The 25,820-nt window shown below is 67.7% G+C and carries 26 protein-coding genes, 1 tRNA gene and 1 CRISPR repeat array; of the genes, 23 read left to right on the forward strand and 4 right to left on the reverse strand.

The features are described 5' to 3' along the window. The first annotated feature begins 39 nt into the window (after positions 1–39). Positions 40–1,006: direct repeats of the CRISPR family, unit length 30 nt; unit sequence GTTCAGAGCCTACCTATGAGGGATTGAAAC. 200 nt (positions 1,007–1,206) lie between these two features. Continuing rightward, positions 1,207–2,742, reverse strand: coding sequence for an ABC transporter substrate-binding protein (locus N0A24_09680; GenBank protein MCS7173622.1), 1,536 nt, complete (start codon positions 2,740–2,742; stop codon positions 1,207–1,209). 172 nt (positions 2,743–2,914) lie between these two features. On the opposite strand from N0A24_09680, the gene N0A24_09685 reads away from it, so the two are divergent. The 9 genes from N0A24_09685 (at position 2,915) to lipB (ending at position 12,442) form a co-directional block, all read left to right on the forward strand. Continuing rightward, positions 2,915–3,772 carry an SAM-dependent chlorinase/fluorinase gene (locus N0A24_09685; GenBank protein MCS7173623.1) on the forward strand — a complete coding sequence of 286 codons (858 nt, stop codon included), beginning with the start codon at positions 2,915–2,917 and terminating at the stop codon, positions 3,770–3,772. A gap of 16 nt (positions 3,773–3,788) precedes the next feature. After that, positions 3,789–5,117: a S41 family peptidase gene (locus N0A24_09690; protein ID MCS7173624.1), complete on the forward strand. Its 1,329-nt coding sequence runs from the start codon at positions 3,789–3,791 to the stop codon at positions 5,115–5,117. A 10-nt stretch (positions 5,118–5,127) separates the two neighbouring features. Beyond that, positions 5,128–5,766: a CYTH domain-containing protein gene (locus N0A24_09695; protein MCS7173625.1), complete on the forward strand. Its 639-nt coding sequence runs from the start codon at positions 5,128–5,130 to the stop codon at positions 5,764–5,766. After that, positions 5,763–7,124: a TrpB-like pyridoxal phosphate-dependent enzyme gene (locus tag N0A24_09700; protein MCS7173626.1), complete on the forward strand. Its 1,362-nt coding sequence runs from the start codon at positions 5,763–5,765 to the stop codon at positions 7,122–7,124. Before N0A24_09695 ends, N0A24_09700 begins: the two co-directional genes overlap by 4 nt. A 52-nt stretch (positions 7,125–7,176) precedes the next feature. Next, complete coding sequence (locus tag N0A24_09705; protein ID MCS7173627.1) at positions 7,177–7,845, forward strand: metal-dependent transcriptional regulator; 669 nt, start codon at positions 7,177–7,179, stop codon at positions 7,843–7,845. A 125-nt stretch (positions 7,846–7,970) separates the two neighbouring features. Next, positions 7,971–8,942: an iron ABC transporter substrate-binding protein gene (locus N0A24_09710; GenBank protein ID MCS7173628.1), complete on the forward strand. Its 972-nt coding sequence runs from the start codon at positions 7,971–7,973 to the stop codon at positions 8,940–8,942. Between the two features lie 6 nt (positions 8,943–8,948). Then, a complete protein-coding gene (locus N0A24_09715) occupies positions 8,949–10,520 on the forward strand; it encodes an iron ABC transporter permease (GenBank protein MCS7173629.1) in 1,572 nt (523 codons plus the stop codon). A 92-nt stretch (positions 10,521–10,612) separates the two neighbouring features. Continuing rightward, positions 10,613–11,644, forward strand: a complete 1,032-nt coding sequence (locus N0A24_09720; protein MCS7173630.1) for an ABC transporter ATP-binding protein — start codon at positions 10,613–10,615, stop codon at positions 11,642–11,644. Positions 11,645–11,710: 66 nt separating this feature from the next. Continuing rightward, entirely contained in the window at positions 11,711–12,442 is a 732-nt protein-coding gene (lipB, locus tag N0A24_09725; GenBank protein ID MCS7173631.1) for a lipoyl(octanoyl) transferase LipB, read from the forward strand. A gap of 379 nt (positions 12,443–12,821) precedes the next feature. On the opposite strand, the gene N0A24_09730 is transcribed toward lipB, so the two are convergent. Continuing rightward, positions 12,822–12,968: a hypothetical protein gene (locus N0A24_09730; protein MCS7173632.1), complete on the reverse strand. Its 147-nt coding sequence runs from the start codon at positions 12,966–12,968 to the stop codon at positions 12,822–12,824. A gap of 297 nt (positions 12,969–13,265) precedes the next feature. On the opposite strand from N0A24_09730, the gene N0A24_09735 reads away from it, so the two are divergent. The 12 genes from N0A24_09735 to N0A24_09790 all read left to right on the forward strand — a co-directional run bounded on the left by N0A24_09735 (position 13,266) and on the right by N0A24_09790 (position 21,932). Next, a complete protein-coding gene (locus N0A24_09735; protein ID MCS7173633.1) occupies positions 13,266–13,544 on the forward strand; it encodes a MoaD/ThiS family protein in 279 nt (92 codons plus the stop codon). After that, positions 13,541–14,392 (forward strand): hypothetical protein, encoded by an 852-nt coding sequence (locus tag N0A24_09740; GenBank protein ID MCS7173634.1) that lies wholly within the window; start codon positions 13,541–13,543, stop codon positions 14,390–14,392. The genes N0A24_09735 and N0A24_09740 overlap by 4 nt, the downstream gene beginning before the upstream one ends. Before the next feature lie 4 nt (positions 14,393–14,396). Next, entirely contained in the window at positions 14,397–15,335 is a 939-nt protein-coding gene (locus N0A24_09745) for a cysteine synthase (GenBank protein ID MCS7173635.1), read from the forward strand. A 15-nt stretch (positions 15,336–15,350) separates the two neighbouring features. After that, on the forward strand, positions 15,351–15,746 hold the full coding sequence (locus tag N0A24_09750; protein MCS7173636.1) for a M67 family metallopeptidase: 396 nt from the start codon (positions 15,351–15,353) through the stop codon (positions 15,744–15,746). Beyond that, positions 15,743–16,201: an Rrf2 family transcriptional regulator gene (locus tag N0A24_09755; protein ID MCS7173637.1), complete on the forward strand. Its 459-nt coding sequence runs from the start codon at positions 15,743–15,745 to the stop codon at positions 16,199–16,201. Before N0A24_09750 ends, N0A24_09755 begins: the two co-directional genes overlap by 4 nt. Before the next feature lie 191 nt (positions 16,202–16,392). Then, positions 16,393–16,944, forward strand: a complete 552-nt coding sequence (locus N0A24_09760) for a sigma-70 family RNA polymerase sigma factor (GenBank protein MCS7173638.1) — start codon at positions 16,393–16,395, stop codon at positions 16,942–16,944. Further along, positions 16,944–17,195 carry a mycothiol system anti-sigma-R factor gene (rsrA, locus tag N0A24_09765; GenBank protein ID MCS7173639.1) on the forward strand — a complete coding sequence of 84 codons (252 nt, stop codon included), beginning with the start codon at positions 16,944–16,946 and terminating at the stop codon, positions 17,193–17,195. Before N0A24_09760 ends, rsrA begins: the two co-directional genes overlap by 1 nt. Before the next feature lie 37 nt (positions 17,196–17,232). Continuing rightward, a complete protein-coding gene (locus tag N0A24_09770) occupies positions 17,233–18,129 on the forward strand; it encodes a Ppx/GppA family phosphatase (GenBank protein MCS7173640.1) in 897 nt (298 codons plus the stop codon). A gap of 10 nt (positions 18,130–18,139) precedes the next feature. Next, positions 18,140–19,705, forward strand: coding sequence for an efflux RND transporter periplasmic adaptor subunit (locus N0A24_09775; protein MCS7173641.1), 1,566 nt, complete (start codon positions 18,140–18,142; stop codon positions 19,703–19,705). 5 nt (positions 19,706–19,710) lie between these two features. Then, positions 19,711–20,418, forward strand: a complete 708-nt coding sequence (locus N0A24_09780) for an ABC transporter ATP-binding protein (GenBank protein ID MCS7173642.1) — start codon at positions 19,711–19,713, stop codon at positions 20,416–20,418. A gap of 6 nt (positions 20,419–20,424) precedes the next feature. Continuing rightward, complete coding sequence (locus N0A24_09785; protein ID MCS7173643.1) at positions 20,425–21,633, forward strand: ABC transporter permease; 1,209 nt, start codon at positions 20,425–20,427, stop codon at positions 21,631–21,633. 222 nt (positions 21,634–21,855) lie between these two features. Next, positions 21,856–21,932 (forward strand) — tRNA-Met (locus N0A24_09790). A gap of 186 nt (positions 21,933–22,118) precedes the next feature. On the opposite strand, the gene N0A24_09795 is transcribed toward N0A24_09790, so the two are convergent. Beyond that, a complete protein-coding gene (locus N0A24_09795) occupies positions 22,119–23,354 on the reverse strand; it encodes a damage-control phosphatase ARMT1 family protein (GenBank protein MCS7173644.1) in 1,236 nt (411 codons plus the stop codon). A 110-nt stretch (positions 23,355–23,464) separates the two neighbouring features. Here N0A24_09795 and N0A24_09800 point away from each other — a divergent pair, with 110 nt between their 5' ends. Together N0A24_09800 and N0A24_09805 are read left to right on the forward strand one after the other, a co-directional pair. Continuing rightward, positions 23,465–23,668 carry a hypothetical protein gene (locus tag N0A24_09800; protein ID MCS7173645.1) on the forward strand — a complete coding sequence of 68 codons (204 nt, stop codon included), beginning with the start codon at positions 23,465–23,467 and terminating at the stop codon, positions 23,666–23,668. Positions 23,669–23,670: 2 nt separating this feature from the next. Then, entirely contained in the window at positions 23,671–25,017 is a 1,347-nt protein-coding gene (locus N0A24_09805) for an aspartate aminotransferase family protein (GenBank protein ID MCS7173646.1), read from the forward strand. Between the two features lie 31 nt (positions 25,018–25,048). Here the strand turns inward: N0A24_09805 and N0A24_09810 are convergent, their stop codons facing one another. Next, on the reverse strand, positions 25,049–25,804 hold the full coding sequence (locus N0A24_09810; protein MCS7173647.1) for an MBL fold metallo-hydrolase: 756 nt from the start codon (positions 25,802–25,804) through the stop codon (positions 25,049–25,051). Positions 25,805–25,820 lie beyond the last annotated feature (16 nt).

The following is a 25,820-nucleotide window of genomic DNA, read 5'->3' on the forward strand; positions in this document are numbered from 1 at the left end:
AACTGAAGCTGGGCACTTTTAGAGGAAACGAGCTCTACGGTTCAGAGCCTACCTATGAGGGATTGAAACACAAGAGCAGCCAGTTCACATTGCACCCCCGGTCAGCGTTCAGAGCCTACCTATGAGGGATTGAAACAAACAAAACTAGGGGGGCAACCGGGTGCCCCCCAGAAGTTCAGAGCCTACCTATGAGGGATTGAAACAACTTCCGGGACTCTAGCTCCGAAGGAGTCCACCCAGGTTCAGAGCCTACCTATGAGGGATTGAAACGTGGTACAGACAAAGAAAGACCGCAGCCGGCATGGGCGTTCAGAGCCTACCTATGAGGGATTGAAACTTGCTTGAATGTGTGCCCGTTGAACATATTCCCACCGGTTCAGAGCCTACCTATGAGGGATTGAAACCCTACCCATACGGCACCCATGCCATACACCTGGCACCCAGTTCAGAGCCTACCTATGAGGGATTGAAACAAGGAGTCCACCCAAGTCCACCCAGAGAAGAAGAAGAAGTTCAGAGCCTACCTATGAGGGATTGAAACACCAGAGGGGGCGTGGACCAGCTCCCACAGACCCCTGCGTTCAGAGCCTACCTATGAGGGATTGAAACCCGGCTAGGGTCCCGGAAGTAGGTCAAAATCTGACAGGTTCAGAGCCTACCTATGAGGGATTGAAACGAGCTCGGACGAGGTCGGCGAGCCCCTTCGAGGAGTCGTTCAGAGCCTACCTATGAGGGATTGAAACACCAGGTGGCGGTGGTGGAGTACGTGTACCCCGGACGTTCAGAGCCTACCTATGAGGGATTGAAACGCAGCAGGGGTGGGAATGAACCGTCCTGCCACGGAGTTCAGAGCCTACCTATGAGGGATTGAAACGTCAGCTGGTGCACACGTGGGCTGCGATCGCAATCAGTTCAGAGCCTACCTATGAGGGATTGAAACGTATTTGAACGCGCTCGCCCGGTGGCTGTACAGTCGGTTCAGAGCCTACCTATGAGGGATTGAAAGGGCTCGTGGTAGGGGGGCATCAAGGCAGGGCGCTGGAGTTCGGTGGGCTTGTCCGGGAATGCTAAGGAGAGGTGGGAGGAACGGAGCTGGACGCGGGATCCCGCAGCGGGGCTTGTAACCGCGGGACGGTGAGAGGGGATGCCAGTTGCCCCAGGCGTTCGAGAGGGGATGGCCCGCGGATCCTAGACCCGGATTCCCAGCTACCGCCGCTCCATCCATGCCTCCGCGGGCTTCCAGAACGGCCAGGTGGCCCCCTGGAGGTGTCCGGTATCGTGGATCCCTCTCCGGATTACCACCTGGGTTCCAGGGTGGGTGTAGACAGGGATCACCGTGTGGTCCTGGAGGAGCAACCGGTGGAGTTGCTGGAGCTTATGACGCTGTGGGGTGAGAGTCCCCGCGGACTCCTCCAGAAGCTTCTGGAGTGCTTCGGGGCGCTTCACGCTGGCCCATACCTCCGCCGCGGTATCCCCCAGGTAGAACGCCACGTAGTTGTTGAAGTTCGGGAAGTAGCCGAAGCGGTGCACCAGAAGCCCCCGCCACCCCTTCCTCTGATACTCCACGTAGCGGCCGATCTGTGGCAGCTCCAGCTCTGCCCGGATCCCCACCTGGGCTAGAGCCTGCTGCAGAGCCACCCCCACGTCCCGGTCCAGGTACCACGCAGGGATGAGCCGGGTGCTGAAGCCGTTGGGGTAGCCGGCTTGGGCCAGCAGCTCCTTTGCCCGTTGCGGGTTGTACGTGGGTCCCCGGTAGTCCTGGAGGACCGCGGGGCTACCCGGAACCGCGATCTGGTTCCAGGGTTCCGGTGCGCCCCCTTCCAGGGCCCGTGCCAAGGCCTCCCGGTTCAAGGCGTACCCCACGGCCTCCCGGGCACGCGGATCCGCAAAGGGGGAATCGGAGTTGGCGCTGTCGGGGATCAGCATGAGCACGGAGCGGGAGGGAAGTCCGGCGACGATCTCAAACCTGCCGGTCTGCCGCAGCTGGTCGAGGATCTGACGATCCCGGATCCGGGCGATGTCCAACTGCCCCGCCAGCAGTGCCGCCTGTAGGACCAGGGGCTGCTCGGTGGGGAAGAACCGAAGCTCAATGCGGTCCAGATACGGCTTAGGCTGATCCCAGTACTGGGCAAACCGGACGTAGTCCGCATGCGCGCTGGGGTCGTAGCGGACGAGCCGGAAAGGGCCCGTGCCCACCGGCTGCCACTGGGCCCGCTCCGGACCCAGTCGCCGGATGTTGGTGGGGGAGACGATGAAGGCCCCACTTCCCGAGAGGGCCAGGTAGATCCCGTTGTCCCACCGGGAAAGGTTTAGGCGCACAGTGTGGGAATCCAGGGCGTCTACGGATTCGATGTAGGTAGGTAAGCGGCGGGCCCGGAGGCCCTCCTCCAGGCTGAACTTGACCGCCGCCGCGTCCATGAGCGTCCCGTCGTGGAACCGCACTCCCCTCCGCAGCCGCAGGACCAGACTCTTCCGATCCGGGCTAAGCTCCCATCGCTCCGCCAGCCTGGGATGCACCCGGTTCCAGGCATCTACCCACACCAGCGTCTCGTAGATCGGAATAGAGGCGAGGACCCCGAAGACAGGCATGTTCCAGGGCGTGCCGATGGGGCCTCCGGGGGCGAGCTCCGCCACCCGGATCACTCCTCCCCGGGGTTTCTGCGCCACGGGGCCCGCAAAACCGGCTAGGCTCAGGGCCAGGACAAGGAGGACCCCCAGGAACCCTCTCGTGTACCGATCCATGCCGCTCCCCCCCCCCACGCTGCATGATCGAAAGCAGCTCAAGTAAACTTGGCCGACGTCGTCCTGTCAAGGTATGCTCTCCACCTGTCGCCCTGTAAATCCCCAGAGGGCCCCAGGTGGACCACCCGGCCTCCGGGATGGATACCATGGAAAGAGGCTGAGGAATGGCGGGATGCCGCTTGTAACTCTCCTCACGGACTTCGGGGACGACAGTCCCTATCCCGCGGAGGTGCGGGCGGTACTGTGTGCTCCCACCTTTGGCCCACCCATCCGGGTGGTGGATATCACGCACCGCATCCGCCGCCACGACGTGCGCCAGGGAGCCTACCTCCTCCGGGCCGCCTGTACAACCTTCCCGGAGGGCACCGTGCACGTGGCGGTGGTGGATCCGGGGGTGGGGACCGGACGCCGGGCCCTCGCCATCCGGTCTGGGGGAATGGTGTTTGTGGGACCGGATAACGGCCTGCTGTTGCCCGCGGCCCGGGCCGTGGGATCACCGGAGATCCGGCAGCTTCTGCACCCAGACCTCCGTCGGCTGCACGTTTCCCCCACCTTCCACGGCCGGGATCTGTTCGCACCCGCGGCCCGATGGCTGGCCCTGGGGTTTCCGTTTGAGGCGGTGGGCCCCAGGGTGGAAGACCCCGTCGAACTTCCCCTGGGCCCCCCAGACCGGGGGGAAGGGGTTCTCCGGGGGGAGGTGCTTGTCTCAGACCCGTTCGGCAACCTCGCCACAAACCTGCCCGGCACCTGGTTGGTGGACCTTCCGGAAAGGGTAGAGGTGGTGGTGGCCGGCCGGAGGTCTCCGGCGAGGCAGGTGCGGACGTACGGGGAGGCGGAGCGGGGGGAGCTGGTGGTGCTCGTGGGGAGCGACGGGTTCGTAGAACTCGCGGTGCGGGAGGGAAGCGCCCTGGAACAGTTGGGAGCGCAACCGGGAGATCCCGTGGTCCTTCGCCCGGCGGAGGATCATCCACGAGATCGTGACGATGGAGTGCTTTCGGGGAAGCAGGGACACGGGAGGGAGGAAGGCTGAGATGCGAGGCTGGGGGATGCGGGTCAGATGGATGGGGCTGGGGCTTGCGGTGATGGTGGTCCTGGCATGGGCTTCGGCCCACACGCCGGCCCGGGCCGCGGATGCCTCACTGGTTTTCGCCACGCTCAACGCGCTGGTGCAGCGCCATGTGGGCGAACCCGATCCCGTACAGTTGCTGCGCGCGGCCCTGGAGGGAGTACGGGAGGCCCTGCGGAAGGCCGGAATCTCCGCGGAGATTCCGGACCTCAGGGCCACGGACTTCCTTCTGGCCCGGCAGGAGTTCCAGCAGCGGTTCGACGAGGCCGCGGCCCGGGCCAGCGGCCGGATTTCGGAGGAGGAGCTGCAGTACGCCGCGGCCCGGGCCATGGCCTCCAGCCTCGGCGACTCCCATACGGGCTTCCTCGCTCCGCACGAAATGGAGGAGCGCAGACGCCAGCAGCTGAACGAGGCGGGGTACACGGGCATCGGGATCCTCCTTCTCTCGAAATCCGGGCGGTTCTACATCCGGCGGGTCTTCCCGGGGAGTCCCGCGGAGCGCGCAGGGCTCCGGGAGTTCGACCGCATTCTGGCCATTGACGGGCAGTCCACGGAGGGGATGACAACCGAGGACGTCTCGGGGCGCATCCGAGGCCCCGGAGGCACGATGGTAACCCTCACCGTGCAGCGTCCCGGGCATCCCACGCACCTCACCCTCCCCGTGGTGCGGGCCCCCATTGTGGTGCCCACGGTGGAGACCCGGGTGCTTCCAGGGCAGGTGGGCTACCTCCGGTTCAGCCAGTTCACACAGGGAAGCAGCTTCCAGCTGCGGCAGGCGCTCCAGGAACTCCTGCGGGAAGGGATCCGGGGCCTGGCGCTGGATCTCCGCGGTAATCCAGGGGGGTTTGTGGCGGAGCTCAACCGGGTGGCGGACTACCTGTTGGGGCCGGGGCTTCCCCTCTACACCACGGAGTCCCGGGCGGAGGGTCGCACTACCCAGTTTACCCGCGGGCCTCGGGTTCTTCCCGCGGACCTGCCGCTCGTGGTACTGGTGGACGAGGATACGGCCTCCGCCGCGGAGCTGCTGAGCGCGGCCATCCAAGAGCACGGACGAGGGCTTCTCGTGGGCACCCGCACCTCCGGAGCGGTGCTCATCAGCATCACGGTACCCCTCCCAGGGGGCGCGGGAGTCACGGTGGCCATCGCGCGGCTGTACACCCCCCGCGGGGTCGTCCTGGAGAAGAATGGGCTGCAGCCAGACGTAGCCGTGGACCTCACCTTGGAGGACCTAGACCGCGGGGTGGATGCGCAGCTCGTGCGTGCCCAACTGGAGCTGCTCCGGCGGCTCGCTACGGGCCCTGTGCAGTAGGTCGAGACCCGTGGACCGGTTCGAGCTGGAGGTCCGGTTCCCGGTTCCGGATCCCCGTCCGTTCGCCCGGCGGGCCGGGCGGCTGGGCGCGGTGGTGGCCGGCCGCTACGCCTTCACCGATCAGATCTACCGCCCCCGGATCGGCCCGTGGGATCTGTCGACCCACACCCTGCGGTTGCGGGCGCACCACAGGCCTGAAGTGGCGTGGGAGGTGCTGTTCAGCCGCGTGGAGGTGGTGTACAGGGGTATCTTCGGGCTCAAACGCTCGGTGTTTCCAGGGGGCAAGGTGCGCCTGTATGCGGGGGGCCGGGAGGCGTGTGAGCAGCTACTGGAGGGACTGGGGTTCGTGCCGTGGTTCCCGGTGGTGAAAACCCAGGGCACCAGGTGGGCCCTGGCAGGCGCCACGACGCTAGCCCTGGAGCATGTGGAGGGCCTGGGGTGGATGGGTGAGCTGGAGGTGGAAGGCACGGTGGACGAGGCCATCGGGCGGATGTATGGAATTCTGGATCAACTGGAGATCTCCCGGGAATCCGTCACGCCGCTTCCCCTGCCGGTCCTCGTGGCCCGGACGCGGGGATTGCTTCCGCCCTACGAGGAATCCAGTCCCCTGCTGTCGAATCCCCCCTCAAACTCCGGAGGTGGGCCATGAAGGACGCGACGCGGGTGGTACTTCCGCCGAGTGAGATCCCGCAGGCGTGGTACAACATCATCCCGGATCTCCCCGAGCCTCCTCCACCCGTGCTGCACCCCGCCACCAAGCAGCCCGTGGGCCCCGCGGACCTGGAGCCTATCTTCCCCCAGGATATCATCCTCCAGGAGGTGAGCACGGAGCGGTGGGTGGAGATCCCGCAGCCCGTGCGGGAGATCTACGCCCTGTACCGACCCACCCCGCTCTATCGGGCCCGCCGGCTGGAGCAGGCGCTGAGGACGCCGGCCCGCATCTACTACAAGTACGAGGGCGTGAGCCCGCCGGGGAGCCACAAGCCCAACACCGCCATCGCCCAGGCTTACTACGCGAAGCAAAGCGGTGTACGTCGCCTCACTACGGAGACGGGCGCGGGGCAGTGGGGCTCGGCCCTGGCGTGGGCGTGCCGGATGTTCGATCTCGAGTGCACGGTGTACATGGTGCGGGTGAGCTACGAGCAGAAGCCGTACCGTCGGGTGCTCATGGAGACCTGGGGTGCGGAGGTGCTCCCCAGCCCCAGCCGCCGAACCCAAGCGGGCCGGGCGATCCTGGAGCGGGACCCGAATTCCCCCGGCAGCCTCGGCATCGCCATCAGCGAGGCGGTGGAGGACGCGGCTACGCACGACGATGCAAAGTACTCCCTGGGAAGCGTGCTGAACCACGTGCTCATGCACCAGACGGTAATCGGGCTGGAGGCGAAGCGGCAGCTGGAGTTCCTGGATGAGTACCCGGACGTGGTGGTGGGATGCATCGGGGGCGGGAGCAACTTCGCGGGGCTGTCGTTCCCTTTTATGGCGGACAAGCTGCGGGGCCGGGAGGTGCGCATCGTGGCGGTGGAGCCCACCGCCTGCCCCACCCTGACCAAGGGGAGGTACCTCTATGACTTTGGGGACACGGCCCGCACCACGCCGCTGTTGAAGATGTACACCCTGGGGCACACCTTCATCCCCGCGCCTATCCACGCGGGCGGGCTTCGGTACCATGGAGACGCGCCGCTCGTTTGCCTGCTGTACGACCGGGGCTTCATCGAGGCGTACGCCTACCCGCAGAATCCGGTGTTCGAGGCCGCGGTGCTGTTCGCGCGGACCGAGGGGATCGTTCCGGGACCGGAACCCGCGCACGCCGTCCGGCACGTCATCGAGGAGGCCATCCGGTGCCGGGAGGCGGGGGAGTCCAAGGTGATCCTCTTCAACCTCAGCGGCCACGGACACTTCGACCTCGCGGCGTACGAGCAGTACCTGGCGGGCAAGCTCCCGGACTTCGAGTATCCGGAGGAGGAGGTCCAGCGGGCCATCGCGGAGCTCGCCCCGCTCCAGCCGTAGCAACGCCCTCGTCCCACCGCAGCCCGTGCTATTGTTGCGGTGAGGGGGAGCCGTGACCACGCACGACATCGCGAAGACCGAGCGGATGGAGATGTACCTGAAGGCGGTGTTCTCCATCCAGCAGACCGCTCCGCCCGCAACGGTCTCCAAGGTGGCGGAGTTCATGGGGGTCTCGGTGCCCTCCGCCAGCGAGATGCTCAAGCGGCTGGAGCAACAGGGGTACGTGCGGGGTACGGAGGACGGGGTCGTGCTCACCCCGGAGGGGCGGGAGGTAGCGGTCCGGGTGGTGCGGCGTCTGCGGCTCGCGGAGCGGCTGCTTACGGACATCCTGGGCCTGGAACTCCCCCGGGTCTACGAGGAGGCCTGCAAGATGGAGCACGTCATCAGCCCCGAGGTGGAAGCCCGACTGGAACAGGTGCTTCGCCACCCCACCCACTGCCCTCACGGCCAGCCCATCCCCCAGCCCGACGGCACCCTAGAGGAGATGCCGACCACCACCCTCGGGGACCTGCGCCCCGGGGACCGGGCCGAGGTGGCGGCGATTCCGGAGGAGGACGCGCAGCTGGTGGGATACCTGGCCTCCCTGGAACTGGTGCCCGGGAAGCAGATCCTCGTGAATGAGATCGCCCCCTACAGCGGCCCCATCTTCTTCGAGGTAAATGGGGTCCGGAGGGCCATCGGTCCCCTAGCCGCCTCCAGGGTCCGGGTGCGCCCGCTCTGAGTTCTGATCCCCAATAGGCTCCCAAAAGGATTGACAATCTATATAAGTAAGGCTAGCCTAAAAATGTTCCTGAGTGAATTGCTCAACTTTCTCTGCGGAGGTGTACCGTGCGGCGGGCAGTTCTCGTGGCGTTTGCCGTCCTCCTCCTCGGGGCAGGGGGTTGGGGGCAGCCCCCGACCCTCACGGTGTACACGGGGAGGGGGCAGGCGTTCGTGGAACCTGCAGTCCGGGAGTTCGAGGGGGACACCGGTATCCGGGTGCAGGTCCGGTTTGGCCGGGACGCGGAGCTGCTGGCAGCCCTTCAAGAGGAGGGTGCCCGGAGCCCCGCGGATATCTACTGGGCGAATACGTCTGGGGCTCTAGGAGCCGCGGTCCAGGCGGGGCTGCTGGCTCCCCTGCCCGAGGCCTTGAGCCGTAGACCCGTGGCGTTCGTTCCCCGGCACCGTCGTTGGGTCCCCCTCACGGTGCGGCTCCGGGTCTTAGCCTACAGCCCGGCCCGGGTGAAGCCGGAGGATCTTCCCGCAAGCGTGATGCAGCTCCCGCACAATCCCCGGTGGCGGGACCGGATCGGCTGGACCCCTCCCTACTCCAGTTTCCAGGACTTCATCACCGCCATGCGGGTGGTGCATGGGGAAGCGCGGACCCGGGCGTGGCTGGAGGCCGTGAAGGCCCTGGAGCCGAGAGCGTACACCTCTAACCCGCCCATGATCGAGGCCATCCGGGCTGGGGAGATCGACCTGGCCCTCACCAACCACTACTACGTGGCGCGCTTCGTGCGCCTGGGGTATCCGGTGGCCACGCATCACTTCGCGTCTGGGGATGTGGGGAGTCTCGCGCTCGTAACCGGGGCTGGGGTCCTGCGGACCAGCCGGAACCCCGCGGCCGCCGTGCGGTTTCTCGAGTACCTCCTCGGGCAGAAGATCCAGCAGTTCTGGGCCAGCGAGCACCTGGAGTACCCCGTGGTGCGCGGCGTCATCCTCTCACCCGCACTTCTGCCCTTTGACCAGGCCATCCGCCGCAGTCCCCGCCTGGACTTCGAGGCCCTGCGGGACCTGGAAGGGACCCTGCGGTTGCTGCGGGAAGCGGGAGTGCTGTAGGCGCGGATGCAGGTCGCGGCGCGGGAGGTCTCCGCCCGCAAGCCTCTTCCCTGGCTGTTGCCAGCCCCGGCCATCTTGGTCGGGGCGGGGATTTTGATTCCCCTCGTCTACCTGCTCCTCCGGGCCCTGGAGGCGGATCCTTCTGCCCTACGGGAGGTGGTGCTCTCCCCACGTAGCGCCCTCCTCCTGCGCAACACCCTCCTCCTGGCCGCGGGGGCCGTGATCGGCACCCTCCTCCTAGCCCTCCCTCTCGCGCTCCTCGACGTCCGTTCGGGTCTCCCTCCGCTTCTCACCGCGCTAGTGGGAACCCTTCCGCTGGCCATCCCCGAGTACGTGGGGGCGTACGCGTTCCTGGCGGCCACGGGCCCTGGGGGAACCCTGGAGACGCTGCTGGGCATCCGGGTGCCGAGGCCGAGCGGGTACTGGGGGGCGGTGTGCATCCTCTCCCTCTTCCTGTACCCCTACGCGTTCCTGAACCTGCGCACCGCCCTCCGCGGGGTGGATCCCAACCTCGAGGAATCCGCCCGGAGCCTGGGATACGGGCCGTGGGCGGCGTTTGCCCGGTCAGTGGGGCCTCAGCTGAAGCCCGCGCTCTCCGCGGGAGGGCTGTTGGTGACGATCCACGTGCTGGCGGACTTCGCCACCGTAGGGCTGCTGCGGTACGAGACCTTCAGTTACGCGATTTACCTGCAGTACAGCGCGGCCTTCGACCGCACGGTCGCGGCCTGGCTTGCCCTCCTGCTCATCGGACTCGTGGCGAGCATGCTGTGGGCAGAGGCCCGGGTGGTGCGGGGGCTGCGGGTGGCGCGCACGGGCGCCGGAACCCAACGAACGCTCCCTAGGGCATCCCTCGGTCCCTGGTGGTGGGCCGCGTACGGGTACGTGCTGGTCCTGGGCCTGGCCAGCACCGGAGTGCCGGTTGTGGTGCTCGCCCACTGGATGCTGCGGAATCCCGAGGGAGAAGCGGGGGTGTTGAGAGCGCTCGCGGGCACATTGCAGCTCGCAGCCCCCGCGGCCCTGGTGGCGGTGGTCCTGGCGCTTCCCATCGCCTACTGGAGCGTCCGGTACCCTTCTCCCGTAAGCGCCGCCGCGGAGCGGGTCACATACTTCGGGTACGCCACGCCTCCCCTCGCCTTTGCCCTCGCGTTGATCTTCTTCACCCTCCGAACTGCGCCCGGGGTGTACCAGACCTTGCTCCTCCTCGTCGGGGCCGCGAGCCTTCACTTCCTCAGCGAAGCCATCGGTCCTATCCGGACCGGACTGTACCAAGCCCCTCCTCAACTGGAAGAGGCCGCCCGGTCCCTGGGCTACGGCCCGGTCTCCGCGTTCCTCCGGGTCACTTTCCCCCTCCTCCGCGCCGGGCTCCTGGCAGGCTTCGCCTTGGTGTTCCTCTCGGTCGCTAAGGACCTGGCCCTTACCACCCTCCTCTCCCCTCCCGGGTACACCACCCTAGCGGTGCGGGTGTGGGGATATGCGAGCGACGCGATGTTCGAGCGAGCCGCGCCCCATGGTCTCGCCATAGTCGGGTTGGGGGTCGCGGCGGTAGGGATCCTGATCCGAACCGATCGGTGGAGATAAGGAGCTCCCGTAGGGTGCGAATAGGATTGACGGCCGAGGAGTATTAGACTACCCTAAATTTGCCCTCCTAGAGGGGGCTGAGGGAGGCTGTGGTGGCCGTTGGGGTCCGGCTGCAGGATGTGACGAAGCGCTACGGTTTGGTGGAGGCTGTCCGGAACCTCACCCTGGAGGTCTATGAGGGAGAGCTCTTCGTCCTGCTGGGGCCCAGCGGGTGCGGGAAGACCACTACCCTGCGGCTCATCGCGGGGCTCGAGCGGCCGGATGCGGGAGAGATCGAACTGTTCGGGCAGGTGGTGTCGGGGTCCCGGTGGGTGCCGCCCGAGGGGCGGGGGATCGGACTGGTCTTCCAGGACTACGCCCTCTTCCCGCACCTCCGGGTGGCGGAAAATGTGGCGTTCGGGCTGCGGGGTTGGAGGCGACGGCAGGCCACCGAGCGGGTGGCGGAGGTCCTGGAACTCGTGGGTCTGTCGGAATGTGCGGACCGGTATCCGCACGAGCTCTCAGGCGGCGAACAGCAGCGGGTGGCCCTGGCCCGGGCGCTGGCGCCCCGGCCAAGGCTGTTGCTCCTGGACGAACCCCTGAGCAACCTGGATGCGGAGCTCCGCAAGCGCATGCGGGCGGAGTTGCGGCGCATCGTGAAGGAGTCACAGATCACCGCCCTCTTCGTCACCCACGACCAGCAGGAAGCCTTCGCCCTCGCGGACCGCATCGGAGTGCTGAGTCGGGGTCGCCTGTGGCAGGTGGGAATTCCGGAGGAGATCTACCACGCGCCCGCGTGTCGATTCGTTGCGGACTTCATCGGGGAGGCCACGTTCCTTCCGGGCCGGGTGGAGGCCCACGCCGTCCTCACGGAGCTGGGCCAGTTCCCCGGCAATGGTCTTCCGGAAGGCACCCGGGTGGAGCTGATGCTCCGGCCCACGGACCTGCGCCTGGTACCGGACCCGGAGGGTCCCGGCGTGGTGGTGGATCGGCACTTCCGCGGGTCCGACAGCCTCTACGACGTGCGGTTGCCCTCCGGTACCCTCGTGCGCGCGAGTCTGGGGGAGCCCCGAGTGCTTGCGTCCGGCACCCGGGTACGACTCGAGCCCGTCTCCCACCGGGCCGTGGTCTTCCCGGTAGAATGAGGCCGTGGTGCACACCGAAGACGCCCTACCGGGCCTCCGGATTCCGGTGGAGGACCTGATTCCGGAATGTTCCGCGTGGTCTGGCGGATAGATCTCCCCGGGATCGCGGATTATGCCTTCACCTGGGCGCTCCAACGGGAACTCGTACGCCTCCGTCAGCAGGGAGAGATCCCGGACGTGCTCCTGCTCCTCGAGCACCTGCCCGTCATCACCTGCGGTCGGGCCACCAGGCCAGAGCACCTACTGACTCCTCGGAAGACGCTCGAGCGCATGGGGTTCCGCGTGTTTGAGGTGGAGCGAGGCGGGAGCGTTACCTACCACGGGCCCGGCCAGCTGGTGGGCTATCCGATTGTGGACCTGCGGACCTACGGGGAGAACGTGGTGGGCTACGTGCGCATGTTGGAGGAGTCTGTGATCCGCGCCCTCCAGGGCTTCGGGATCCAGGCGGCACGGCGTCCAGGGTTTCCCGGCGTGTGGGTAGGAGAGGAGAAGATCGCGGCCGTGGGGGTGGCGGTGAAGCGGCGGGTGACGATGCACGGGTTTGCCTTGAACGTGAACACGGACCTCGATCGCTTCCGGGTCATCAACCCTTGCGGCATCGGCTACGTCCCCACCTCCATGGAGAAGGTCCTGGGACGGGCCGTGCCTCTGGATGAGGTGCGGGACGTGTATGCCCGGAGCTTCGAAGAGGTCTTCAGGGTAAGCCTGGAGCCGGTCCCCGGGGACCGGCTCCAGGCTTACCTGACCGCCTCCCGTATACTCCTTCTGCGGGGTGGGCGCGGCCACATCAGGGAGTAGCCGCGCTGCCCGTCGCCGACCGGGGATACGCAGACCTGGCCGTTCTCGCCCGCCTCAGGGCGCAGCCGCGCGAGCGCCCGTTTCCCGGCCTCGAGGGTGGCCCGTTGCTCCTCCCGGGCTTGGCGGAGTACTCCCGCCGGATCCCGGGGGAGTCTTGTGCTCTGGGGGTGGACCCGCACCACGCCCGACGTGGCCGGACCGTGCACGATTCGGTCCTCCCGGGGGGACACCGGAGTTCCGGTAGCTCTGCCCCTCGTACTCCGCGGGGCCCGCGGGAAAGGCCACCTGCGGGTTCATGTACGCGGCCTTGCCCTCCGTCACGATCAGGGGGAAGCTTCCCCCCGCCCGCGAAGGCCACGTTGTGGAAGCCCGCAAACCGTCACTCCACCACGTCGCCCACCGTGATGTCCACCACTCGCGGGTGGAAGAAGTTGGACCACACGCCGCCGTCCTGCGTCATCCCGCCCGCGGCCGGGCCACGAGCACCAGGGCCGCTACGGCGGCTCCCGCGAGAACACGGTTCCATCGATGCATCCCCTTCACCCCTCGTTTCCGTTTGCAGGGATCCGGAGGATCCCCGTTCACCCAGGGTAGAGCTCAGATCTCCTCGTGCCATCCTTGTTTTCACTCGCACGATGTGAACTGCGTCACAGATCCGAGTTCACCCAGGGTAGAGCTCGGACGGCCTGGGGGGTGCGCGGTGCGGAGCATCAGGATGGATGCCTCCTCCAAGGAGGGAGGGGAGCTGACTCCTGCCGCCCCGCACGGAAATCGGGGGTCCGTGGTAGACTGCTTCCGGAGCGTTGGAACCGGAGGTGAAGAGATGCCGACCGTCTACCTTCCCACGCCCCTGCGCCGGCTCACGAACGGGCAGGCCCGGGTGCAGGTGCCGCCCGGCACCGTGGAGGAGGTTCTCGACGCCCTGGACGCCCAGTTCCCCGGGCTGCGGGCCCAGATCTGCGACGAGCAGGGAGAGGTGAAGGCCTTCATCAACGTGTTCGTGAACGGCACCGAGATCCGGGCGCTTGAGGGCCGTAAGACCCCGGTGGGCCCGGAGGACGAGGTGTCCATCATCCCCGCCATGGCGGGAGGCTGGCGGTGAAGGACGAGGGGAGTGCCGCGGGGCTGCTTCCCGCACTCCACCAAGCCCTGCCGGACCTCGCCTTCGTATCCGCGGAGGACGTCCTGCTCCACGAGGAGTGCGACCCGGAACGTGTTGCCCGCCTGCGCCAACGTCTGCGGCAGGAGGGGGTCCTTAAGAATCCGCCCGTGGCCGCCCGGCTTGGCCCCCGGGCGGTGGTCCTGGATGGTGCCAACCGGACGGAGGCACTGCGGGCCCTCGGAGCCCACACCGTCCTCCTGCAGCGGGTGAACTACGAGGATCCTGGGGTGGAACTCCAAACCTGGCGGCACCTGGTGACGGATGCTCCCCCGGATCTCGGGCGCCGCATCGGGGAGCTCCTCCCGGTGGAGGAGATGGGACACCGGGAGGCGGTGCAGGCCCTCCAGGAGGGGCGGATCCTCGCGTATGTGCGGCGATCCGAGGGCACCCTGGTGGTGCCGCGCGGGGCGAACCTCCTGGAGGACGTGGCGCGGCTGCGGGAGCTGGTGGCCGCCTACAGGGGTGCTGGCCGGATCCACCGGGTCCTGGGCGAGGACCCGGAGCAACTGGCCGGCGAGTACGGGGAAGCGGGCATGCTGGTGGTCTTCCCCACGTTTACCAAGCGGGAGATCCTGGAGATGGCGTATAACGGCCTGAAGCTGCCCACGGGAATCACGCGACACGTGATCCCGGGACGGGCCCTGCGGGTGAACATGCCTCTCGAGCGGATGCTGCGGGAGGAGTCCTCGCAGGTCCTCCAGGCGTGGCTGCAGGCCTGGATGCGGGAAAAGCTGCGCAACCACGAGGTGCGGTACTACGCGGAACCCACATTCCTGTTTGACGAGTGAGGCCATGGCGTACCGGTTTGCCTCCGCGAAGCCCCAGATCGGTGAGGATCTGCTGAGCCGTATTGGCAATACGCCGCTGCTGCGCCTGCGCCGGATCCCCCGGGATCTTCCCCCGGGTGTGGAGATCTACATCAAGGCGGAATGGTTCAATCCCGGGGGATCCGTAAAGGACCGGCCCGTGCTCCGCATGATCGAGGAGGCGGAGCGGGCGGGGCTGCTCACCCCCGAGAAGATCATCCTGGACTCCACCAGTGGCAACGCGGGCATCGCCTATGCCATGATCGGGGCCGTGAAAGGCTACCGGGTCAAGCTGGTGATGCCCGCCAATGCCAGCGAGGAGCGCAAGCGCCGCATCCGGGCGTACGGTGCGGAGATCGTCTTTTCGGACCCGCTCGAAGGCTCGGACGGCGCCATCCTGCTGGCCCGGGAGATCTACGCCCGGGATCCCGACCGGTACTACAAGCCAGACCAGTACAACAACCCCGCCAACTGGCGGGCCCACTACGACACTACGGGCCCGGAGATCATCGCGCAGACAGAGGGGCGCATCACCCACTTCGTGGGCACCCTGGGGACCACGGGGACCGTTACCGGGGTGGGCCGGCGGCTGCGGGAGTTCTCCCTGGACGTGGAGATCATTGCCGTGGAGCCCGATAGCCCTCTCCACGCCATCGAGGGGCTCAAGCACATCGAGAGTTCCATCCGGCCCGGCATCTACGACCCCACGGTCCACCATCGGAAGATCGGGGTGAGCACGGAGGCCGCGTACGAGATGGCCCGACGGCTGGCCCGGGAGGAGGCCCTGTTCGTGGGGCCCTCCACGGGGGCGGCCATGGCCGCGGCGCTGCGGGTGGCCCGGGAGCTGGAGGAGGCGGTGATGGTGGTCCTGGCCCCGGACGGGGGAGACCGGTACCTCACCACCCCGCTCTGGCGGGATCTGTGAGAGGGGAGTAAAGTGATGCTGAGGATCCGAGCCGAGCACCTGGAGGAGATGGTGGCCCACGCCCGGTCGGAGGCACCGAACGAGTGCGTGGGACTGCTTCTGGGCCGGGATGGACGGGTGGAGCGGATTTGGCGGGGGACGAACGTGCACCGGAGCCCCTTTTCCTACCAGATGGACCCCACGGAGATGCTACGGGCCTTCCGGGAGATGGAGGCCGCGGGCCTGGAGCTGGTGGGAATCTACCACTCGCATCCCGCATCTCCCGCCTACCCCTCCAAGACGGACGTGGCCCGGGCATACTATCCGGAGGCGGTGTACGTCATCGTCTCCCTCCAGGAGGATCCTCCGGTGGTGCGGGCGTTCCGGATCCAGGATGGCCGGGTTACGGAGGAGGATGTGAGGGTAGAATGAGGGTTTCCACACGGGCGGAGTACGGCATCCGGGCCCTGATCGACCTCGCGATGTTCGAGGCCCTGGGTCCGGTGCAGACCCACGACATCGCCCGCCGCCAGGGGCTCCCGGAACCCTACCTCAACCAGATCCTCAGCGCCCTGCGCCGGGCGGGGCTCGTGGTGAGCAAGCGGGGACCGGGCGGGGGGCACCTGCTGAGCCGGCCACCCGAGGAGATCTACCTGGCGGACGTCTTCCTAGCCCTGGAGGGGACTCCTTCACCCTGGGAGTGCGTGGACACCTCGGAGGCCAACTGCGCCTTTGCGCTCGGCTGCGGTCTGCGGCCCCTCTGGCAGCGGATCAAGGAGGCCACGGAGCACGTCCTCCGTACCACCACTCTCGCCGACCTCCTACCACGTCCAGCCTTCCCGGTCGGACCAAGCCGAGATAGAAACCGGCACTCCACCCGCGCCTGACCTCCGGGCGGAGCCGGAGCTGGTCCATGTCCCCGGAGGATGCGTGGGGTATAATGATACTGAAGGGGCATGGAATACGGAGCATGGGGAAGCCGTTGACGAAACCAGAGCAGGGGTGCTGGACGGCTTCGCAGGGTGCAGGCACACCGGAACCCGGAGATGCGGCCCTCCGGCGTAAGCGGTTCGAGGAAATGGTGTCCCAGCACCTGGACGCCCTCTACGCGGCAGCCCTCCGGCTCACACGGAACCGCCAGGACGCGGAGGATTTGCTGCAGGAGACCCTGCTGAAGGCGTGGCGGTCCTATCACACCTTCGAGGAGGGCACCAACGCCCGGGCGTGGCTGTTCCGCATCCTGATGAACGCCCACATCGACCGGTACCGCAAGGCCACCCGGGAACCAGAACTGAGCGATGTGGAGGATGTGGGGGAGTTCTACCTGTACACCAAGGTGCAGGAATCCGAGCAGCTGCGGGGCATTGGGGATCCGGAGAGGCTGTTGGAGCGCATCATGGAGCACGAGGTACGGGAGGCCCTGGAGAGCCTTCCCGAGCACTTCCGCAGCGTGGTGATCCTCGCGGACCTGCAGGGGTTCTCGTATAAGGAAATCGCAGACATCCTGGGAATCCCCGTGGGAACCGTTATGTCCCGCCTCTTCCGGGGCCGGAGGTTGCTGCAGAAGAGGCTCTGGGACTACGTGCGGACGCACCATCGCATCTCGGAGGCAGGCACGGCGAAGGGGTAGTGGGGGCGAGCGCCTTGGACTGCCGGGAGTTCGCGCAGCGGCTCTGGACGTTTCTGGACGGAGAACTCGATGATGGAATCTGTCGCGAGCTGCGGGCGCACCTGGAGAACTGCGTGGAGTGCTGGGAGCACTACCGGTTTGAGGGGAAGCTGCGCGCCTTCGTCCGCCGATGCTGCCAGGAACCCGCTCCGGAGATCGTCCGCCGCCGCGTGATCCGCTTCATCGCCCGGCTCACTGCACGCGAAGGGTAGGTGCACGCCGTTCTGGGGGCGGTGTTACAATCCCGCCGTGCGGCGGGCCGCGATCGACATCGGGACCAACTCCGTCCGCCTGCTGGTGGCGGAGGTGGAGAACGGCCGCATCACCCCGCTCACACAGCGCATGGAGATCACCCGGCTCGGAGAAGGCCTCGCTCATAGCCCCGTGCTGGCCCCTCAGGCTATTGGCCGTACCGTCCGGGCAGTACGGGAGTTCGCGGAGATGGCACGGGCCCTGGGCGCTGAATCCCTGGTGGTGTTCGGCACCAGCGCCCTCCGGGAGGCCCACAATCGCGCCACCCTGGAGCGGGACCTCAAACCCCTGCGGGTCCGGATCCTCACGGGGGAGCAGGAGGCGGAGCTCTCGTTCTTCGGTGCCCTGGTCGGGCTCCCCGACCTGCGGGGACGCATCCTCGTCCTGGACGTGGGTGGGGGGAGCACGGAGCTCACCGTGGGAACCCGGGAGCGGATCGAGAGTCGGGTGAGCCTGCCGCTTGGGGCCGTCCGCATGACGGAGCGGTTCATCCGCAGCGATCCCGCGGCAGAGGTGGAGCTGGAGGCCTTAAGCCGCACCGCCGCCAGCCTCCTGAGCCCGTACCGCAGGACCTTCTTGCGCCCGGACGTGGCCGTGGGCGTGGGCGGAACGGCTACTACCCTTGTGGCCGTGGACCAGGCCCTCGAGCCCTACGACCCCGCGCGGGTGCACGGAACCCGGCTGACGCAGCAGAAGGTGAGCTCCATGGCGCGGGGCCTGTGCGCCATGCCCCTCGCCCTGCGCCGACGGCTTCCGGGACTCCAGCCGCAGCGGGCGGACGTCATCTGCGCGGGCGCGGTCCTCTTGGCTACCCTGCTCCGGGAACTGGAGATCCCGGAGCTCCTGGTGAGCGAGAGCGACCTGTTGTGGGGGGCCCTCCTCCGGCTGCGGTAAGCAAGGTCCTATGAGGTACCGGATCGGATTCCTCGTTCTGTTGGTGGCCGCGGCCACGGCAGGGATCTTGTGGTCCACGGGGGTGGGGTTTCGCCCAACTGCCCAGGAGGTGGATGCGGCGCGGGTGCGGCGCGGCACCTTAGAGGTGACGCTCCCCGCGGAGGGGGTGTTCGAGGCTCCTACGGTTGACCTCTCGTTTGAAGTCCCGGGCCGACTCCACCACGTCCTCGTCCACGAGGGCTCATCTGTCCAACAGGGAGCACTCCTGGCGGTGCTGGAGGAGGCGGAGCTGCAGGCCTCTGCGGTGGAGGCCGCCTTCGCGGCCCGCTCCGCCCTACACGAGGCGGAGCGGGCCGAAGGGATCTGGCGGGCGGCGGTGGAGGAGGTCCACAGGGCAACCGTGGCGGTGCGCATCGCCCGGGAGGAGGTGAAGCGGGCGGACGCAGCGGTGGGGGCTGCCCGTGCTCAGGCACAGCAGGCCCTTGCGACGTACCGGGCGGCCCAGGTCCACCTCGCCCAGCTCCGCGCGGGAGCGCGGCCCGAGGAGCTGCGGCAGGCGGAGGCCGCGGTGGAGGTGGCCCGGGTCAGCGTGGAGCAGGCCCGGCGACAGGTCGAGGTTCAGGAGCAGCTGTATCGGGAGGGCGCGGTGGCGAAGATCCAACTGGAGGCAGCCTGGGCCCAGTACAAGGCAGCCATCGCCCAGCTCCGGCAGGCTGAGGCGCAGCGGGATCTCGTGCGGGCGGGGACCCGCCGGGAGGCAGTGGCGGCCGCAGAGCAACAGGTGCGGCAGGCCCAGGCCGCGTGGCGAGCCACCCTGGAGGCGTTGAAGCAGGCGGAGATCGCCCGGGCCACAGCCCGGGCGACCTTGACCCAGGCGGAGGCGGGCGAGCGGGCAAGCCGGGCGAACGCGGCCCAGGCGCACTCCGGGCTGCAGGCCGCCCGCTCCCGGGCGGAGCAGGCCCTCGCCGCGGCCCGGGCGGCCCGCGTACGGCTGGAGAGATCCCGTCTGCGGGCGCCCTTCGCCGGCACCGTCATCAGGGTGCTGCTGAACCCGGGAGCCGCGGTGAGTCCGGGGGTACCCGTGCTCCGCCTCGCGGCGCGGGGGGGCTGGATCACCGCGGAGGTGGACGAGGCGGACATCGGTCGGATCCGCCTCGGACAACCCGTGCGGATCCGTGCGGATGCGTACCCCGGACGGCTCTACCGGGGGCGGGTGGCCTGGATCGCGCCCTCCGTGGAGACACGACTGCAGGACCGGATCGTGCGCGTGCGCGTGGAAGTGACGGATCCGGTGCGGATGCGGGTAGGCACCGCGGTGGATGTGGAGTTCGTGCTGGACCGTGTCCCCCAGGCCCTGCTGGTCCCCGCAGAGGCCGTGGTGGAAGCGGGGGATGGGAGCGCACACGTCTACTTGGTGGAGGACGGGGTATTGCGCAGGAGGCCCGTGGTCCTGGGGCAACGCAACGAGGCCCAGGCGGTGGTCCGGCAGGGACTCCGGGAGGGGGAGCTCGTGGCCCTGGCCGATCCCCAGGTGCTGCGGGAGGGACTCCGAGTCCGGGTTCGCACGGTTCTATGACGCCCGTGGTCTCCCTCCGGGACGTGCACAAGGTGTACCGCACGGGGAAGGTGACGGTTCATGCCCTCCGTGGCGTCAGCCTGGATGTCCTTTCGGGAGAGTTCGTGGCCATCATGGGTCGCTCTGGATCAGGAAAGTCCACGCTCATGCACCTCATGGGGTGCCTGGATCGTCCTACCTCCGGTGAGGTGTTCCTCGAGGGAGTGGATGTACGTGGGCTCACGGACGATGCCCTGGCGTACATCCGGAACCGGCGGGTGGGGTTCGTGTTCCAGACCTTCAACCTCCTGCCCCGCCTGTCCGCCCTGCGGAACGTGGAGCTTCCCATGGTGTATGCGGGCATCCCCAGGTCCGAACGTCGCCGCCGCGCCCTGGAAGCTCTGGAGCGGGTAGGTCTGCTGGATCGGGTCCACCACACTCCCCAGGAGCTCTCGGGCGGAGAGCAGCAGCGGGTGGCCATCGCCCGGGCTGTGGTGAACCGCCCGAGCCTGGTGCTGGCGGATGAACCTACCGGCAATCTCGACACCCGATCCGGCGAGGAGGTCCTCGCCCTGTTCCGGCTCCTGAACGCATCCGGGGTCACCATCGTACTGGTCACCCACGAGCCAGATGTGGCCCGGCACGCCCGCCGCGTGGTCGTGCTGCAGGACGGACAGATCGTGCGGGACGAGCCCGTGCCTCACCCCGGCCGGGTCCTCCCGGAGGCGAGGTGAGCGGACGTGGATCTGTGGGAAGCCGTCGGTCTCGCCCTGGAGGCCCTCCGCACCCACCGGCTCCGCTCCCTCCTCACCACCTTGGGGGTGGCCATCGGGGTCACCGCGGTCATTGCCCTGGTGACCATCGGACAACAGGCCCGCTCGAGCGTGGTGGGGGAACTCGCGAACCTGGGACCGGACCTTCTGTGGGTGCTTCCGGGAAAGGCCAAGGAAGGGCAGCAGGCTCCCACGGAGGAGGGACGCCTCACTCTCACCTACGAGGATGCTCTGGCCATTCAGGAGGAGGGAACCGCGGCCCGGGAAGCGGCCCCCATCCTCCAGACCACCGCGGACGTCTCCGGGGGGAGCCGCACCACGACCACCACCGTTATCGGCACCACCCCCAACCTCCTGCGCATCCGCAACCTCCAGCTGGCGTACGGACGGTTCCTCTCCCCCTCTGACTTCGCCCGGCGCCGCCGGACGGTGGTCCTGGGAGACGCCCTCGCGCGGGAACTGTACCGGACGCCGCAGGCGGCGGTGGGCCGCCGCTTCATCCTCCTGGGCCGGGCCTTCGAGGTGATCGGCGTCCTACGGCCGGAAGGACAGCTGTTGGGTGTGAACCTAGACGACCGTGCCTACATCCCCTTCTCCACCGCCCAGCAGCTCTTCCGGGTGGAGCACGCCTCGTGGCTGTTCGTGCGGGCCCATGACACCACCTCCGTCGCCCGGGCCCGCCACGAGGTGGAGCGCATCCTCCTCCGGCGACACCGGGTGAAGGACTTCACAGTCCTCACCCAGAGTCAGCTCCTCAGTTCCCTGGACGCCATCCTGCGGATCCTGACCCTGGCGCTGGGGGCCATCGCGGCCATCTCCCTGGTGGTGGGCGGCATCGGAATCATGAACATCATGCTGGTCTCCGTCACCGAGCGCACCCGGGAGATCGGCATCCGGAAAGCGGTGGGTGCCCGCTTCGCGGACATCCTCCTGCAGTTCCTGGTGGAGGCCATGGCCATCAGCCTTCTGGGAGGTCTCGCGGGCATGGCCCTGGGGATCGGCATCTCCTGGGGTGTCACGAACCGCCTGTTCAGTAGCCCGCCCACCGCGGCCACCCTGATCCCCACCGTGGTGCTGGCCACGAGCTTCTCCATCCTGGTGGGGCTGGGGTTTGGGGTATATCCGGCCTGGCGGGCCGCACGTCTCGATCCCATCCAGGCGCTCCGGTATGAATGAGAGGCCGGCGGGCCGCTCCCGGGACTGAGCCATCGCCCTTGGGGGGCGCCTCCCTGTCACCTCGGTGCCGCGTGCCCGCCGGCATGATTATTGTATCCCGTCAGAGATGGGAACTCCTTCCGCGGAATCCTCTGAACATTTTGGAGGAGCTCGGATAGGGTCTGGGGGAGCCGGACTTCCACGTTGCTGGAGTTGGAGGGCGTGGTATACTAAGGACGGCGACGCGGGGTGGAGCAGTCTGGTAGCTCGCCGGGCTCATAACCCGGAGGTCGCAGGTTCAAATCCTGCCCCCGCTACCAGCTTTTTTACCCAGCCGGTGGGAGACCGGGAGTTTGGTTTCGGGTGCGCTTAGCCTCCCGGCGGGCCTGTCTGCGGGCGGCTTTCTGCTCCCGCTTCATCTGTTTGCGCAGCTCCCGCTGCCGCTTCAGCGCACTGTACCGGGGTCTACCCATCTCGACTCCTGAGGAAGGATTTCCTCCATCCTCTCACGAATCCGCCCGGGGCGCCAGGGGAGGCGCAAGTCGAGCCTGGATCAGGCCCCATCGTCCTCCCACCTGCCATTTCGGATCCAGTTGACGGGCCCGCTCTACCACCGCTGCTTCCAGCCCCACCACCACCTCGGACTTGAGGGTCCGGAGGGCCACGAAGGGGGCCGGGAAGTACGCGGCGGCAAACCCGAGAGGGGTGGTCGGGGACCACCACACGTCCCCCACGAGGCGCCGGTAGTTGGCGTCTCCCTTCAGGATCACCAGCTGGCAGGCGGCAAGGTCAGCTTCCAGCTCGGGGGGCATCTCGTAGTACACCAGGCTCGTGACGAAGAACCAGTGGGCCGCGAGCCGCACCCGCCCGCTCCGGAGAAACCCCCGCAGCCGCTCCCCCAAGGTCCTCACCCTCCCTCGACCCCCGGCCAGGGCCGTCAGGGTGGCGAGCACGTCGTGGGGAGTGGCGTCCGAGACGAAAAAGGGGTGCCACTTCACGTGCAGGACCACCTCCTGCGCGATCCCCAGCTCGAGCAGGAAGTCCACCAGGGCGAGGTCCGCGAGGAGCTCGGATCCCGCGTTGTCCAGGACCACCGCGATGCGAAGATCTCGGGAACGGGCCAAAAGCGCCCACACGGAGTCCGTGTCGTCCGCGAGCAACCGCCCGCACAGATCGGGGGCAGACCGGGCCTCCTCCACCGCCTCTGGCAAGCTCAGGTCGAAGCGGTTGCCCCACAGGCTCGCGGACAGAAGGGTCCGGAAGCGGCCCGCGGGATCTCCAGGGAGCGATTGCAGGAGTGCCGCAACCTCCCTCACGCCCGCCGCCAGCTCGGCCCGTTTCATCTCCCAGAACGGATCCACACCGTACCACGGGCCGATCTGGAAGTACCGGGTGGCCTCCAGGAGTCGTCGGTAGAAGAAGGCCTCCGCCCAGTACCACGGCACGTCCTGCCAACTGCGGCCCAGATGAGGGGCGGACAGCACATCCCACAGCGGCCGGTCCGGGGCGGGTTCCGCGAGCGGCCGGATGGCCACGTGCAGGATCTCCTCTCGGAGGCGCGCGAGCTCCGCCTGGATCTCCGGGGGGAACGGGTTCCGGGTGACTACCTCCTCCACGATCCGGGGAATCCGGACCCGGAAGGTGCGCTGGGCTAGGGAGCCCGGATCCGAGGTCCGCAGGGGAGGCGGAAGGGATCGGAGGTCGACGCGGGGTCGCGGGAGATGGAAGGGACCGACTTTCATAATTTACTACTTTGACGGAAGCCGGCGGAGGTCCTCGATCTCCGCGAGAGGAAGGAGCGGCCTGTTGCGCGAATTCCGCGAGAGGGCAACTCTAGAGAGCGGAGGGGACGATGGCGGAACGGGAGCCGACCTTTGCCAGCCCAGAGGAGGAGCGGGCGTACCTGCAGCAGGTGAAGGAGGAACTGGATGCCGCCCGGACCAAGGAGGACGTGATCGCGGTCTGGAAGCGGCATTACCTCAAGATCGGCCACCGCAAGCTCGGCCGTCTGCTGCTCGGGCGGCCTGTCGAGGAACTCATCCGGTCGAGGGGGTAGCCGTGGAGACTCCGGAGAATCTCTTGCGGGTGGACCGCGAGCACTTCATCCATCCCCTGCACCATCCCGTGGAACACGACGAGCCCATTCTCTTCGTGGAAGGGCAGGGCGCGATCCTGCGGGACGCGGCGGGAAGGGAGTACATTGACGGTCTTGCATCCCTCTGGAACGTGAACGTGGGGCACGGACGGACAGAGCTCGCGGAAGCCGCGTCCGTCCAGATGCAGCGGTTGGCCTACACCAGCGCGTACGTGGGCTTCACCAACGAGCCCGCCATCCGGCTGGTGGACCGGCTGCTCCGACTCGCGTATCCCAACCTCTCCGGGGTCTACTTCACCACCTCCGGCGCGGAGTCCAACGAGACCGCCTTCAAGATCGCCCGCTATTACTGGAAACGGCGAGGGATTCCCACCAAGACCAAGATCATCACCCGGGTGCATGCCTACCACGGGGTCACCCTGGGCGCCATGAGTGCCACGGGGATCCCCGCCTACCAGAGGATGTTCGAGCCGCTCGTCCCCGGATTCGTGCACATTCTCCCCTCCTACCCGTACCGGTACCCGGGCTCCATGGCGGAGGCCCTGGAGGAAGCCATCCTGCGGGAGGGGCCCGAGAACGTGGCCGCCTTCATCGCGGAGCCCGTGATCGGAGCGGGTGGCCTGATCCCGCCCACCCCGGATTACTTCCCTAAGATCCGGACCATCTGCGACAAGTACGAGGTGCTGTTCATCGCGGACGAGGTGATCACGGGATTCGGGCGCACGGGGAAGTGGTTCGCCCTGGAACACTGGGGCGTGCTCCCGGACATGGTGACGTTTGCCAAAGGGGTCACCAGCGCCTACCTGCCCCTGGGTGGGGTTATGGTCTCCCAAAAGATCCACGAGACCATCCTGGAAGCTCCCCTGGAGCAGCGGTTCATGCACGCGGCCACCTACTCCGCGCACGCCACCTGTTGCGCGGTGGCGTGCGCGAACCTGGACATCCTGGAACGGGAGAACCTCGTGGAGCGGGCGGCGTCCATGGGCGAACGCCTGCTGGAGGGGCTCCAGACCCTGCGTGACCTCCCGGTGGTGGGGGACGTACGGGGATTGGGCCTGATGGGCGGGGTGGAGTTCGTGGAGGATCCCAAGACCAAGGAGCCCTCGGTGGGCATCGGCGCACGGGTGCTGCGGGAGGCCAGGCAGCGCGGGCTACTGGCCCGGCTGCGGGTGGGCCAGCGGGGAGAACACCCCATCGGGGATGTGATCTGCCTCGCGCCGCCCTTTGTGATCACCCAGGAGCAGGTGGACCGGGCGGTGGAGATCCTCCGGGACGCCATCCGCGCGGCCATGGGACGGGTGACCGAGTAAACTGCTCTTCCCGGTGCTCAGGATACGCGCATCACGGCCGCCAGTCCATGACCGCCACCCGGGTAGGCGGCGGCAACCGGTCCCTGCGGATCTCGTAACTCCCTCCCACGCGCACCACGTCCCGCTTGCCCACGACGAACGGCCCCTCGTCTGTACCCGGCCAGTCCGGCCGCGCGGTGGTCCTGTAGTGCATGGGGATGACCACCGCGGGCCGGAGCTGCTCGGTGATCCAGGTGGCCTCGGCGGCGCCGATGGTGAAGGGTCCATTGCCCACGGGGATCATGAGGACGTCCAGCCGGCCCAGCGCCCGCAGCTGCCCCTCCGTCAGGGTGCTCTGGCCCAGGTCCCCCAGGTGCGCGAGCCGCAGGTCTCCCACCTCCAGCAGGAAGATGGTGTTCAGACCCCGAGGGCTTGTGCCTCCCTGGCCGTCGTGGAAGGAGGGAATCGCGCTCACCGTGGTCAGGCCCACCCGTTCGCGGATTCGGTTCCAGCCCCGGCCGTCGGGGGTGAGGCCTCGGAGGATGCGGCGCGCGCCCCGCACGAGCCCCACGTTGTTGTGGTCCCGGTGTTCATGCGTGACGAGCACGATCTCCGCGTTGACCTGGGGCATAGGATAGCCGATCTCGCCGTAGGGATCGATGGCGAACCGGATCCCGTCCGGCGCGGTGACCACGAAGAAGGCATGACCGTAGTAGCGGATCGCCACACCCCCGGCGCGGGAGGGATCTTGCGCCCCCAGGGCGGTACCCGTGACCGCAAGGATCACCGCGGCGACCAGCCATCGCATCCTCTCACCTCCCATC

The sequence above is a fragment of the Armatimonadota bacterium genome, assembly GCA_025059775.1.
Taxonomy (GTDB): Bacteria; Sysuimicrobiota; Sysuimicrobiia; order Sysuimicrobiales; family Sysuimicrobiaceae; genus Sysuimicrobium.

Coding starts and splice junctions, on each gene's coding strand:
- N0A24_09680 (MCS7173622.1), bottom strand. CDS start 2,742: ATGGATCGGTACACGAGAGGGTTCCTGGGGGTCCTCCTTGTCCTGGCC.
- N0A24_09685 (MCS7173623.1), top strand. CDS start 2,915: ATGCCGCTTGTAACTCTCCTCACGGACTTCGGGGACGACAGTCCCTAT.
- N0A24_09690 (MCS7173624.1), top strand. CDS start 3,789: ATGCGGGTCAGATGGATGGGGCTGGGGCTTGCGGTGATGGTGGTCCTG.
- N0A24_09700 (MCS7173626.1), top strand. CDS start 5,763: ATGAAGGACGCGACGCGGGTGGTACTTCCGCCGAGTGAGATCCCGCAG.
- N0A24_09715 (MCS7173629.1), top strand. CDS start 8,949: ATGCAGGTCGCGGCGCGGGAGGTCTCCGCCCGCAAGCCTCTTCCCTGG.
- lipB (MCS7173631.1), top strand. CDS start 11,711: ATGTTCCGCGTGGTCTGGCGGATAGATCTCCCCGGGATCGCGGATTAT.
- N0A24_09730 (MCS7173632.1), bottom strand. CDS start 12,968: ATGGAACCGTGTTCTCGCGGGAGCCGCCGTAGCGGCCCTGGTGCTCGT.
- N0A24_09735 (MCS7173633.1), top strand. CDS start 13,266: ATGCCGACCGTCTACCTTCCCACGCCCCTGCGCCGGCTCACGAACGGG.
- N0A24_09745 (MCS7173635.1), top strand. CDS start 14,397: ATGGCGTACCGGTTTGCCTCCGCGAAGCCCCAGATCGGTGAGGATCTG.
- N0A24_09750 (MCS7173636.1), top strand. CDS start 15,351: ATGCTGAGGATCCGAGCCGAGCACCTGGAGGAGATGGTGGCCCACGCC.
- N0A24_09755 (MCS7173637.1), top strand. CDS start 15,743: ATGAGGGTTTCCACACGGGCGGAGTACGGCATCCGGGCCCTGATCGAC.
- N0A24_09760 (MCS7173638.1), top strand. CDS start 16,393: ATGGTGTCCCAGCACCTGGACGCCCTCTACGCGGCAGCCCTCCGGCTC.
- N0A24_09775 (MCS7173641.1), top strand. CDS start 18,140: ATGAGGTACCGGATCGGATTCCTCGTTCTGTTGGTGGCCGCGGCCACG.
- N0A24_09795 (MCS7173644.1), bottom strand. CDS start 23,354: ATGAAAGTCGGTCCCTTCCATCTCCCGCGACCCCGCGTCGACCTCCGA.
- N0A24_09800 (MCS7173645.1), top strand. CDS start 23,465: ATGGCGGAACGGGAGCCGACCTTTGCCAGCCCAGAGGAGGAGCGGGCG.
- N0A24_09810 (MCS7173647.1), bottom strand. CDS start 25,804: ATGCGATGGCTGGTCGCCGCGGTGATCCTTGCGGTCACGGGTACCGCC.